The 12,091-nt window shown below is 61.9% G+C and carries 9 protein-coding genes; 3 read left to right on the top strand and 6 right to left on the bottom strand.

Features of this window, described 5'->3' with window-relative positions; all coding sequences use genetic code 11:
• Positions 1–30 precede the first annotated feature (30 nt).
• From BLW25_RS23385 to BLW25_RS24140, 4 genes are all read right to left on the bottom strand, one after another.
• Positions 31–1,626 (bottom strand): ABC transporter substrate-binding protein, encoded by a 1,596-nt coding sequence (locus BLW25_RS23385; protein ID WP_092904691.1) that lies wholly within the window; start codon positions 1,624–1,626, stop codon positions 31–33.
• Between the two features lie 179 nt (positions 1,627–1,805).
• A complete protein-coding gene (locus BLW25_RS23380) occupies positions 1,806–2,753 on the bottom strand; it encodes a 3,5-dioxohexanoate:acetyl-CoA acetone transferase (protein WP_092904689.1) in 948 nt (315 codons plus the stop codon).
• A gap of 7 nt (positions 2,754–2,760) precedes the next feature.
• Entirely contained in the window at positions 2,761–3,543 is a 783-nt protein-coding gene (locus tag BLW25_RS23375) for an SDR family oxidoreductase (RefSeq protein ID WP_092904687.1), read from the bottom strand.
• A gap of 69 nt (positions 3,544–3,612) precedes the next feature.
• On the bottom strand, positions 3,613–4,470 hold the full coding sequence (locus tag BLW25_RS24140; RefSeq protein WP_171909736.1) for a MaoC family dehydratase: 858 nt from the start codon (positions 4,468–4,470) through the stop codon (positions 3,613–3,615).
• Positions 4,471–4,623: 153 nt separating this feature from the next.
• Between BLW25_RS24140 and BLW25_RS23360 the strand changes: the two genes are divergently transcribed.
• Positions 4,624–5,835, top strand: coding sequence for an acetyl-CoA C-acyltransferase (locus BLW25_RS23360; RefSeq protein WP_092904818.1), 1,212 nt, complete (start codon positions 4,624–4,626; stop codon positions 5,833–5,835).
• Between the two features lie 15 nt (positions 5,836–5,850).
• Complete coding sequence (locus BLW25_RS23355; RefSeq protein WP_092904685.1) at positions 5,851–7,782, top strand: 3-hydroxyacyl-CoA dehydrogenase NAD-binding domain-containing protein; 1,932 nt, start codon at positions 5,851–5,853, stop codon at positions 7,780–7,782.
• 14 nt (positions 7,783–7,796) lie between these two features.
• Here BLW25_RS23355 and BLW25_RS23350 read toward each other — a convergent pair whose 3' ends face one another.
• Entirely contained in the window at positions 7,797–8,549 is a 753-nt protein-coding gene (locus BLW25_RS23350) for an IclR family transcriptional regulator (RefSeq protein ID WP_092904683.1), read from the bottom strand.
• An 80-nt stretch (positions 8,550–8,629) separates the two neighbouring features.
• Positions 8,630–9,043, bottom strand: a complete 414-nt coding sequence (locus BLW25_RS23345; RefSeq protein WP_092904681.1) for a rhodanese-like domain-containing protein — start codon at positions 9,041–9,043, stop codon at positions 8,630–8,632.
• Positions 9,044–9,290: 247 nt separating this feature from the next.
• Between BLW25_RS23345 and BLW25_RS23340 the strand changes: the two genes are divergently transcribed.
• Positions 9,291–11,588 carry a molybdopterin-dependent oxidoreductase gene (locus BLW25_RS23340; RefSeq protein ID WP_092904679.1) on the top strand — a complete coding sequence of 766 codons (2,298 nt, stop codon included), beginning with the start codon at positions 9,291–9,293 and terminating at the stop codon, positions 11,586–11,588.
• Positions 11,589–12,091: the final 503 nt, after the last annotated feature.

The following is a 12,091-nucleotide window of genomic DNA, read 5'->3' as shown; positions in this document are numbered from 1 at the left end:
GGACCGCCTTTCCTTTTGTGTCTCAGGCTATCAGCCGCGCGAGAGTGGCCGCAGATCCAGCTGACGGTGGAAGGTATAGGAATAATTATCGACCGATTTCGCCAGACCCACATCCAGGGTCGGATGCCAGAGCAGGATGATTGGAACCTCTTCCTTCACCAGCTCAATCATCCGCAGGATATCTGCATCATAAACCGCCTTGTCGGTTTCGTAGCGGGTCTTATCGACCAGCGCCCTGAATTCAGGGTTCTGGTAATTGCCGAAATTCCAGCGGGTATCGCCAAAATAGAAGATGCGGAAGAAGTAGTCGGGATCCGCGAGATAAGAGGTCGAGCCCTCGAAGTAGAAGGGAACCTTCTTCTCCTGCAAAAGCGTGCCAAGCTGACCGGCAGGCACTTTTTCAAGGTTCACTTTGATGCCGATCTTGCCAAGGCTTTCCTGCAGCAAAAGCGCAACCGGTTCGGCGACGGTGGCGACAGAGAGCTCATAGGCAAAGCTGGTCTCGAAACCATCTGCCAGACCCGCCTCGGCCAGCAGGGCCTTGGCCTTGTCGAGATCGGTGGAATAGCCCAGCGGTTGCGGGAATGTGGTGGTTTCCGGCTTGCCGGGTGTGCCGCCAAACAGCGGCTGGGCGCGGCCGAACAGGGCCGATTGCAACATGTCTTGATAGGGCAGCGCATAGGCAATCGCCTGGCGCACCCGCACATCATCGAACGGCGCCACGGCATTGTTCATGCCGATGAACTGGAAGTTCGAGGTCGGCACTCCGACGACCTTGATATCAGGATTGTCCGACAGCGCGATCACGTCTTTCGGCGGCAGATCCTGTACCACATCGGCATCGCCCTTGATCAGCGAGGCGACACGGCTTTCGGCGGTCGGCACGGTTTGCCACAGCACCTGCGCAAAGCCCGGCTTCGGCCCTGATTTCCAGTCATCGAACCGGCTGAAGAGGATCCGGTCGCCGATTTGCGCGCGCTCGATTTTGAACGCGCCGCCGCCTGCGGGATTGGTCTTCAGCCATTCGGAGGCAAAGGGATCCTCAGCGGTTGCATGCTGCGTCGCGAGTTTGGAGTTGACGATGATCGGATAGGTCAGGGCGATGTTGGGCAGCGCGAAACGGTCGGGCTGCGGCAGGTCCACGCGGAATGTATGCGCGTCGACGACCACGAATTGCTCGGACGTGGTCATCGAACCGGTCGAGAACTGGGCCAGACCGATCGGCGAGGCGACGAGACGGTCGAAGGACCATTTCACATCCTCTGCGGTGACCGGCGCGCCGTCATGGAAGGTGGCATCCTTGCGCAGATGGAAGGTGATCTGCTTCTGATCTTCCGACACTTCAAAGCTTTCGGCCAGTTCGGGCTGAATGTCGAAATAGTCGTAATAGAAGGTGCCATCCTCACGCGGCTTATAGGCGAATTTCAGCAGCCGGTCATAGATGTTCCAGGTGATCTGCAGCGAGTTGCGGTTCACCCCGACAGAGAAGCTGTCGAATGAGTTCGCGGCCCCCTCGCTGAGAACCCGCAGCGCCTCTGCCCTGTCCTGGGCATATGCCCATTTCGCCGGCAGAACCGCGGTTGCACCGAACAGGGCCGAGCTGGCCAGAAAAGCACGACGATTCATGATTGCTCCCGATGGAATGTGATTGCCAGTCTATCGACGTTCTGGGGAAATTATTCCACCAGATATAGCAGTTCACGCAAAACTTGGTTGGTTTGTTCTATTTATTGAGGCAATGTTGGTAAAATTTTCTACCATCATTGCCCATTCTCAGATCGGCTTTCCGGCGGAATCCGCCGGGCTCAGAAACTGACCTTATCAGCGCCCTTTGTCGCCAGCATACGCCGCGCATCAGCCGGGGTCGCGACGGTCTTTTTCAGCCCTTCGATCACCGTGCGGATCATGCTGACCTGTTCGGCATTCGATTCCGCCAGCTTGCCGGGACCGGCATAGAGACTGTCTTCCAGCCCGACCCTGACATTGCCGCCCATGGTTGCGGCCATGGTGGCCATGTTCAGCTGATGGCGACCGCCGGCCAGCACCGACCACTGATAGGTGCCTGCGCCGAACAGGCGGTCGGCGGTTTCCTTCATGAACATGAGGTTCTCGGGGCCGGGGCCGATCCCGCCCAAGGTTCCGACGATCAGCTGCAGGAACATCGGCACCTGAACCAGCCCGCGATCCAGCATATGGGCGAGGTTGTAGAGATGGCCGACATCATAGCATTCAAATTCGAACCGGGTGCCGCCTTTTCCCATCACCTCAAGGATTGTCTCGATATCCTTGAAGGTATTGCGGAAGATGGCATCGCGCGAGGCCTCAAGATAGCCCTCTTCCCAGTCCTCGATGAATTTGCCGCGATACTTTTCGGCCATCGTATAGGTGCCGAAATTCATCGAGCCCATGTTGCACGAACACAGTTCGGGCGAGGCGGTCGAAGGCGCGAGCAGCCGGTCCGAGATCGACATGAAAGTCGAGCCGCCGGTGGTCATATTCAGGATGGCATCGGTCTCGGCCCGGATCGAGCGCAGAATATGCAGCCAGATATTCAGGTCCGGGGTCGGGCGATGGGTCTCAGGATCCCGGGCATGCAGGTGGATCACCGCCGCCCCGGCCTTTGCCGCCCCGATTGCCTGTTCGATGATCTGATCCGGCGTCACCGGCAGATATGGCGACATGGTTGGCGTATGGGTTGCGCCGGTAATGGCGCAGGTGATGATGACCTTGTTGCGGTCTTCTTTCGGGATCATTTGCACATCACTCCGTATATTCCAGGCCGCCGCAGATCTGCATCACCTGGCCTGTGACCGGGCGACCGGCCGGGCCGGTCAGATACAGCACCATTTCGGCGATTTCGGCAGGATCAACCATGGTTTTCATGGAAACCGCGCGCAAAGCGATGGCCTCCATTTCCTCATAGCTGATGCCACGGGTCGCGGCCCGGTCGGTGAACACGCGTTTGATGCGGTCGCCCGCCACGACGCCCGGCGCGATGGCATTCACGCGGATCTGATGCGGGCCAAGCTCGACCGAGAGGGCGCGCATCAGCGAGATCACCGCAGCCTTGGAAGCGGCATAGGGCGAGCGAAGCCCGAATGCATATTTTCCCGCAACCGAAGCCATGCAGACGATCGAGCCGGAGGCATTCTTCTTCAGATGCGGGATCGCGGCATGGGCCATGTAGAACTGGCCATGGACATTCACGTCAAAGCAACGCCGCCAGGCTGCGGCATCCATGTCTTCCACCGAAGCAGCAGGGCCGGCGATGCCGGCATTGTTGATCAGGATATCAAGCCCGCCCATCGCCCCGGTTGCACGGGCAACAAAAGCATCACATTGCGCCTGGTCAGCGACATCGCAGATCATGGTGCCGATGCCGGGCAGCTCAGCAGCAGCGGCGGCCAGCACCTCTTCGCTGATGTCGCAGATCCAGACCGCGGCGCCCAGGGCATGATAGGCTCTGGCGATGGCAAGACCGATCCCGCTGGCGCCGGCGGTGATGATCACCCTTTGCGCAGACCAGTAAGTTGTTGCCGTCATGTCGTCTCCTTATCGTCGGTCCGGAGCAGCGGGTGATATGCCAGTCTGCCGTCCTGAATGTGATCGCGTTTAACCCGCGACGGGGTCGATCGCGGCAAGCCCGCCATCAAGCACCGGCGCATCGCGTTCGGCGGCCCGCGCCGTAAAGCGGATGCGGCCAGGCTCCGTCGTCCAGCAGGACAGGCGCAGCGTCTCGCCGGGGAAAAGCGGGCCGGTGAAGCGGGCGGTAAAGCGGCGCATCCGGGCGGCATCCCCGCCTGCGAAGCGGCGGAGCACTTCAAGACAGGCGATGCCGAATGTATTTGCGCCATGCATGATGGGCCGCTCGAACCCAATCTTGCGCGCTGTCTCCGGATCGATATGCAATGGATTGCGATCACCAAGCAGGCGAAACAGCAGCGGACTGTCGCTGCGGGTGGGCAGGTCGTGGGTCTGGTCAGGCTCCCCCGCAGGCATTGCCTCGCTGGCGAAAGCCTCGCCCTGCGAGCCGCCAAAGCCGCCCGCGCCCATCACGAAGAAATTGGAATAAGAGGTAAAGATACGCTTGCCGCCCTGCCAGACCTCGCTGATCTGCAAGGCAAGCGCCGCCTTGCCCTCGCCCTTGTCGGTCAGGCCGCCGATCCGGGTCCTGACCGTAACCTCGCCCGAGGCAGCAAAGGGGGCTTCCATCCGCAGATCGAGCCCGCCATGCACCACTTTTGCGATATCGACCCCGGCAGGTTGCATCCAGTCGTCAAAGAAACACAGATTCTGGCCAAAGCTCGGGACAACCTGCAGCCCGTCCTCGCGGATATAGCGGAAATCGCCTTCGGCCACCGCCCGGTCTGCGCCGCAGCACAGCGCGTAAAGCATGGCGTCGCGATCCTCATAGGACAGGCTGCGATCCGCAATCGGGGTTCCAAAGATGCGGGAAGGATCCAGAGGCATTGGGGATTCCGGGCTGTTGCCGGCGGAGCCTTGCATTGTTCGAAAAAAATTGCAACAGGGGTTCAAATAGTGGAACGTTTTAACCGACCGCTGCATCAGTGCCGGTCGAGGATCTGAGCTCAGCCGCTGAAGGATGTCGAAATGCCTGCGCCCTTGCCCGAAGCCGTCATCGTCAGCACAGCCCGCACTCCTGTGGGCAAAGCTTATCGCGGCGCCCTGAACGATACCTCGCCACAAAGGCTGGCCGGCCATGCGATAACGGCCGCACTGGAGCGGGCAGGCGGGGCCGGGGCAATCGGGCCTGAGGTCGCGGATGTGATCCTTGGCTGCGCGCTGCAACAGGGCGCGACCTCTTTCAATATCGGGCGCCAGGCCGCGCTGGCCGCCGGATTGCCGGTGACGGTGCCGGGCATGGCGGTTGACCGGCAATGCTCGTCCGGGCTGGTGGCCTTGTCGCTGGCCTGCCAGCAGATCCGGCTGGAGGGGCGGCGGATCGTCGTGGCCGGCGGGGTCGAAAGCTGCTCGCTGGTGCAGACGCCGCAGATGAACCTGCATCGCGCCCGTGACCCGGACCTCAACGCCCGCATCCCCGCGCTTTACATGAGCATGATCGAGACGGCCGAGATCGTCGCGCAGCGTTACGGGATTTCACGCGAGGCGCAGGATGTCTTTGCGCTGGCCTCGCAGCAGAAGATGGCGGCGGCCCAGGCAGCGGGCCATTTCACCGCCGAAATCGCTCCGCTCACCGTCCTGCAAAAGCGGACCGACCGGGAGAGTGGCGCGGAGACGCTAGCCGAGGTCCACTTCTCGCAGGATGAATGCAATCGCCCGCAAACCCGCGCCGAAGACCTTTCCGCGCTGCCGCCGGTCCTGAAGGCGGGGCAGCATATCGCGGTGGGAGTTTCTGTCACAGCCGGCAATTCAAGCCAGGTATCCGATGGCGCAAGCGCGCTTGTAGTGATGTCGGGCAGCGAGGCGGCGGCGCGCGGGCTGACACCCCTTGGCACGCTGCGCGGCATCGAAATCGCAGGCTGCGCACCCGATGAGATGGGAATCGGCCCGGTCTTTGCGATCCCGCCGCTGCTGAAACGCTTTGGCCTTACGGTCGCGGATATTGATCTGTGGGAGATCAATGAGGCCTTCGCCGCCCAGGCGGTTTATTGTGGCGACCGGCTGGGGCTGCCTTTTGACCGGCTGAACGTCAATGGCGGCGCTATCGCCATGGGCCATCCCTATGGCATGTCGGGCGCAAGGATGAGCGGGCATATCCTGCTGGAGGGCCGGCGGCGCGGCGCAAAATGGGGCGTGGTCAGCATGTGCATCGGTGGCGGCATGGGCGCGGCCGGGCTTTTTGAAATCTTCTGATCAGGGCGAGCCATCATGCAAAAGATCCCGCTTTCCGCCAGCGTCCATGCCGAGATCCGGGATGGCATCCTGCTGATCATCACGGATAATCCGCCGGTGAACGTGCTTTCTGCCGATGTGCGGCGCGGGCTGATGGCGGGGTTTGACCTCCTGGAAAGCCGCGAGGATCTGCGGGCCGCTGTGCTGCTTTGCGAGGGGAAAAGCTTTTTCGCCGGCGCAGATATGACGGAATTCAGTGGTGAGATCGCGATGCCGGATCTGCCCGCGCTGATCACCCGCCTGTCGCAGCTGTCGCGGCCGGTGGTGGCTGCAATGCATGGCACGGCGCTTGGCGGCGGGTTTGAACTGGCGCTGGCGGCAAGTGCGCGGGTGGCGGTGCCCACAGCCGGCATGGGCTTGCCCGAGGTGACGCTGGGTCTTTTGCCCGCGGGTGGCGGTATCGCGCAGGTGACGCGGCTGGCGGGCGTAGAAGTCGCGCTGGATCTGGTGCTTTCGGGGCGCCGCATCGGGGCAGAAGAGGCCCGGCAGTCAGGTCTGATCGACCAGATCGCAGAATCAGATCTGCGCGAGGCGGCGACGGCGCTGGCCGCGGCGCTTCCCGTGCGGGCCGGACCCAAGGCCGATCCGGATGCCGCGAGAAAAATTGCGGAATACCGGCGCAGGAATGCCGCGAAACTTGCCGGGCGCGACGCGCCCGAAGAGATCCTCCGGCTGGTTGAGATGGCGGCGCAGGAGCCGGATCGCGACCAGGGGCCAGAGGCGCGCGAGGCGTTTTTCCGGCTAGAACAGGGTGAGCAGTCACGCGCGCTGCGTCATGTCTTTGCCGCCGAGCGTCGCCTGAAAGACCTGCCCTTCCTGCCGGCTGAAACGCAAAGCATGCCGGTCGCGACGGTGGGTGTGGTGGGGGCCGGGACGATGGGCAGCGGCATTGCCACGGTGCTGGCAACTGCCGGATTTAATGTGCTGCTCTGCGATTCCCTGGCCACCGGGCTTCAGCGCGGTCTGCAGGCGGTGGCCGATAATCTTGCGGGCGCAGTCCGGCGTGGCAAGATGGATGAAGCGGCGCGTGCGGCGGCGCTGTCGCGGCTTTCGGGGCATGCGGAGCCGGAGGCGCTGGCCGGTGCTGATCTGGTGATCGAGGCGGTTTTTGAACGCCTTGACGTCAAGACCGCGCTCTTTGCCCGCCTTGACGCGATCTGCAAGCCACAGACGATTCTGGCCAGCAATACCTCATTTCTGGATATCGACGTGATGGCCGCTGCCACCGGACGCCCGGATCGGGTGCTGGGGATGCATTTTTTCAGTCCCGCCCATGTGATGCGGCTGCTCGAAGTGGTGCGCGGCGCAAAGACCAGTCCCGAAGTGATCAGGACTGCGGTCGATATGGGGCAGCGCATGCAGAAAATCACCGTGTGCGTCGGAAACTGCCACGGCTTCATCGGCAACCGCATCCTGCTTGCACGGCAGACGGCCGCGATGGAACTCTTGCTGGCGGGTGCCTCTCCCTATGATATCGACAGGGCAATGACCGGCTTTGGTCTGCCGATGGGGCCGTTTCAGATGGCGGATCTCGCGGGTCTTGATGTCGGCTGGGATCGCGACGGCAGCGCCGGGCGGTCGATGGAGGAGGTGTTCTGCGAAGCGGGCCGCTTTGGCATGAAGAACGGCCTTGGCTATTATGACTATGATGAAAAAGGGCAGGGCAGGCCCTCGACGGATGCCATGGCGCTGATTGACGCTTTCCGGGCGCGCCACCCTGAGAAACTGCGCGATGCCGCGCCTGAGGCGCTGCTGGATCACCTGCTGGAACCGATGCTGGAACAGGTAGACGCCATCATCGGCGAAGGGATTGCGCTGCGGCCCTCAGACATTGATGTGGTCTGGGTGCATGGTTTTGGCTGGCCCCGCTGGAAGGGCGGCCCGGCCTGGCATCGCGGCTATCGCTGAGGTCGCGGCGCGGCTTACGACAGTGGCTGATGACCAAGCTGCGCCGAGAAGCTGATCGCAGCCCGGCGCACCACGTCTGAAATCGCCGCCAGTTTCTCTGTGCTGAGCCTGTAGCTGGGCATCGAGACGCCGATGGTCGCATAGGCTTTGCCATCGGTGCCGATCACCGGTGCGGCGACCCCTGAGATTCCGTCGCGATATTCGTCACGGCCTATCGCACAGCCAGCCGCCCGCATCTCGGCCAGTTGCGTCAGCAGCACTTTCGGGTCGGTGATGGTGTGATCGGTAAAGCGCTGCATCACGGGACCGAGTTCCATGACTTTCGGCGGTTCCTCTTGCATCAGAAACGCCTTGCCGAAGGAAGAGGCGTGCAGCGGCGACCGGCTTCCCAGTGGCGCAATGGCCTGAAGAGGCTGCGCGCAATCCACCTTTTCGATGATGATCACTTCCTGGACATCGGCGCGTGCAAGCAATGCGGTTTCATCCACGGCTGCGGTGATCGTCTGCAGATGCGGCCGTGCCATGATGCGGATATCGCTGCGCTGAAAAGCCCGCACACCGACTTCCCACATCTTCACCGTCATCAGATAGCGGCCATTGGGCTCATCCTGGGTGACATAGCCCATCTGCGAGAGAGTTTCGAGCAACCGGTAGGTGGTGCTTTTGTTCATCTCGATAGAGCGGGACAATTCCGCCAGCCGCACCGGCGCATCGTAGCGCGACAGATGTTCAAGCAGAGTTAGGGCTTTGCCGACGGTACCAGACATCTATACGCGCTCAAATCCGACTGAGGGAATTCACTCCTGGGGATGATTAGCCACAAGGTCCGGATGCCGACAAGCAGCTTTTACGGTTTGGCCTTTGGCTCAACCGCCTCAACAGGGTTGCCGGCCCGTTTCCAGTCGCCGAATCCGCCAAGGATATGGGCGACCGGGGCAAGGCCCATATCCTGCGCCGTTTTCGCAGCCAGCGCAGAGCGCCAGCCTGAGGCGCAGTAAAACACAAAGGTCTTGTCTTCCTGAAAGACCGGCTTGGCATAGGGGCTTTCGGGATCAATCCAGAATTCGAGCATGCCGCGCGGGCAGGAGAAAGCCTCGGGGATCTTGCCCTCGCGGGTCAGTTCGCGCGGATCACGCAGGTCGACAAAAACCACATCATCGCGGCCGTAAAGCGCCAGCGCCGCTTCGGTTGTCAGGGTTTTGACCTGCTGATTGGCCTCGGCGACCATGTCTTTGATATGCCGGGTGATCGTCGATGGCATGCTGCATTCCTGCTGTAAAAGACGGGGAGAGGCCGAAGCCGGGATCTCGTGGCCGGTTGCCGGCCGGATTGAAAAAAGCCTAGCCTGGGCCGCATTATTCCGCAATAAAAATAGAACGACGTTTTGAATAATGAACCACCGTCGCCGGTGCGTTGTCGTCTGGCCTCAGGTCCGCGCTTGCGCAGCCGGGCAGAAAGGTGTTTCGACAGGCAGCAGGCCCAGGTGAAAGAAAAGCGGAGCGGCACCGATGTCTGTCACCCTGAACCATTGGGGAATTGACCGTCCGATAGTTGAAGAGGGCCGCCTCACCGGTATGAGGCCGGCAGAAGGTGATCCCTCACCTTCGCGCATCAGCGAGAATTTCGTGGGGTCGGTCAGCGGTCCGATGCGGATCACGCAACCCATGATCCGCAAGGGGTTTCTCGAGGGCGATGGCGGCGCAAAGCGCGGTGAGGACAGTTTCGTCGCGGTCAGCTGGGATGAGGCCAATGCCCGCGTCGCGAAAGAGCTGCGCGAGATCATTGCCGAACATGGAAATGAGGCAATCTTTGGGGGGTCTTATGGTTGGGCCAGCGCAGGGCGCTTTCATCATGCGCAAAGTCAGATTCACCGTTTCCTGAACCTGCTCGGCGGCTATGTCCGCTCTGTCAACACACACAGTCATGCCGCCGCCGAGGTGGTATTGCCGCATCTGATCGGCAATCAGGATGGTATGGCCGACAACCAGACGCCATGGGAGCTGATCGTCGGCCATACCGAGCTTTTCGTGGCCTTTGGCGGGCTCGCGGTCAAGAACGCCCAGGTCAGCGCCGGGGGCGTCAGTCAGCACAGGGTGCCCGATCAGCTGCAGCGCGCGCGCGCTGCTGGCACCCGTTTCGTCAATGTCAGCCCCCTGCGCGATGACACGCCTGCGGAGCTTGATCCGGAATGGCTGGCGCTGCGGCCGAATACCGATGTGGCGCTGATGCTGGCGCTGGCGCATGTGCTGGAAGCCGAAGGTCGCGCCGACCATGCCTTTCTGGACCGCTATACCACCGGCTATGACCGCTTCCGGGCCTATCTGATGGGTCAGAGCGACGGGATCGCGAAAACCCCCGCCTGGGCTGCGGCGATAACTGGTCTTGCGCCAGAGGTGATCACCAGTCTCGCGCGCGAGATGGCACAGAAGCGCACGATGCTCTCGATGGCCTGGTCTTTGCAGCGCGCAGATCACGGCGAGCAGCCGGTCTGGATGATCGTGACGCTGGCCGCGATGCTGGGCCAGATAGGCCTGCCCGGAGGCGGTTTTGGCACTGGCTATGCGGCGGCGAACCGGGTGGGAAACATCTCTTTGCCTTTCGCCTGGCCTGCATTTCCTCAGCTGAAAAATCCGGTCCGCAGTTTTATCCCGGTGGCCCGGCTGGGCGATATGCTGGAACAGCCGGGCGCGGCCTTCGACTATAATGGCGCCCGCTATCACTACCCGAAAATCGAGCTGATCTGGTGGGCGGGTGGCAATCCCTTCCACCATCAGCAGGATCTGGGCAGGCTGCACCGGGTCTGGAAAAACCCCCGCTGCGTCATTGTGCAGGAGCCGTTCTGGAACGCGATCGCCAAACATGGCGACATTGTCCTGCCCTGCACCCTGCCCCTGGAGCGCAATGATCTGGGCATCACGAAAGGCGAGCCGCATCTTGTCGCGATGAAGCAGGTGGTGGCGCCTTTTGCCCAGTCCCGCAATGACTTTGACATTCTGGCGGGCATTGCCGCCGCCATGGGGATGAATGAGGATTTTACCGGTGGCCTGGATGAGATGGGCTGGCTGAACCGGCTTTACGATGAAAGCCGCGAGGTGGCGGCGCAGAATGGCTATACGCTGCCAGAGTTTCACCGTTTCTGGCAGGATGGCGAATTTGCCTTTACCGCCACCACGCCGCCGCGCGCATTGCTGCAGGCTTTCCGCGAAGACCCACTGGCCTATCCTCTGGCAACGCCCTCGGGCCGCATTGAGATCTTTTCCGAGCGGGTGGAAGGGTTTGGATATGCGGATTGCCCTGGCCATGCCACCTGGTTCGAGCCGGGGGAATGGCTTGGCAATGCGCCGCAGAACGGGTGGGGCGATGCGCTGCATCTGATCTCGAACCAGCCTGACCGCAAGCTGCACAGCCAGCTTGACCTGGGCAGTTATTCGCGTGAGGCCAAGATCCGTCAGCGTGAACCGGCCAGGATAAATCCGGCCGAGGCGGCGCGGCGCGGCCTCGTATCGGGTCAGGTGGTGCGGGTCTGGTCAGAGCGCGGTGCCTGCCTGGCGGGGCTGGTCATCTCGGATGCGATTGCGGATGGTGTGATCCAGATGTCGACCGGCGCCTGGCTTGACCTCTCGCACGAGGGGCTGGACCGGCATGGCAATGTCAATGTGCTGACGCGTGATCTGCCGACTTCCAGTCTCGCCCAGGGGCCGACGGCCCATACAACGCTGGTCTGGGCAGAGCCCTGGCTGGGCGAATTGCCTCATCTTGAGGCGTTTTCTCCGCCCGAAATCAGTGGCACCGACCAGCTCTCATGATCTGTGCTGGCGTCGGCCACGCTTGCTCCTGATGAGATTTGCACCAGATCTTCCGGTTCTGTGTATCAACCCGGCGGGATCTGCTTATGTCAGCTGCCAGTCTGCATGGCTCTGCCGCCAGGCGCCTGCCGCCGCATGGGCCGGGCGGAGGGGCGTTCCTCGCGTTGTCGCCATGACGTCCAGGCGACCAAACCTCCTGAGGCGAAATCCTGAACTCGTCAGGCGGGATTTTCGGGGCTGTTCCGCATTTGACTGGCGATGATCGGATTGCGCGAAGGGCAGATAGCCAATTCGTCGGGCATGTCGAAGTCGAGACGTGTGAGGCGCCCGGCAATACGGGCTGCTGCCGCCGCGGGTCACCTGCTGTGCAAGATCCATGCTGTGGGGAATGATGCTCGTTCCGGCCTCAATCAAGATCGCAACGCCATTTACGCCGACTTCAGCCAGCCTCAGGCGCAGAAATTAACTTGACATACGGTATACCGTGTCTTGTATGTAAAGCG

Origin of the sequence: Rhodobacter sp. 24-YEA-8, assembly GCF_900105075.1 — a bacterium.
Taxonomy (GTDB): domain Bacteria; phylum Pseudomonadota; class Alphaproteobacteria; order Rhodobacterales; family Rhodobacteraceae; genus Pseudogemmobacter.
This window is presented reverse-complemented; position numbering and strand designations above follow the sequence as displayed.

Excerpts from the sequence above, each read along its gene's own strand:
- BLW25_RS23385 (WP_092904691.1), bottom strand. The coding sequence starts at position 1,626 with ATGAATCGTCGTGCTTTTCTGGCCAGCTCGGCCCTGTTCGGTGCAACC.
- BLW25_RS23380 (WP_092904689.1), bottom strand. The coding sequence starts at position 2,753 with ATGATCCCGAAAGAAGACCGCAACAAGGTCATCATCACCTGCGCCATT.
- BLW25_RS23375 (WP_092904687.1), bottom strand. The coding sequence starts at position 3,543 with ATGACGGCAACAACTTACTGGTCTGCGCAAAGGGTGATCATCACCGCC.
- BLW25_RS24140 (WP_171909736.1), bottom strand. The coding sequence starts at position 4,470 with ATGCCTCTGGATCCTTCCCGCATCTTTGGAACCCCGATTGCGGATCGC.
- BLW25_RS23355 (WP_092904685.1), top strand. The coding sequence starts at position 5,851 with ATGCAAAAGATCCCGCTTTCCGCCAGCGTCCATGCCGAGATCCGGGAT.
- BLW25_RS23350 (WP_092904683.1), bottom strand. The coding sequence starts at position 8,549 with ATGTCTGGTACCGTCGGCAAAGCCCTAACTCTGCTTGAACATCTGTCG.
- BLW25_RS23345 (WP_092904681.1), bottom strand. The coding sequence starts at position 9,043 with ATGCCATCGACGATCACCCGGCATATCAAAGACATGGTCGCCGAGGCC.
- BLW25_RS23340 (WP_092904679.1), top strand. The coding sequence starts at position 9,291 with ATGTCTGTCACCCTGAACCATTGGGGAATTGACCGTCCGATAGTTGAA.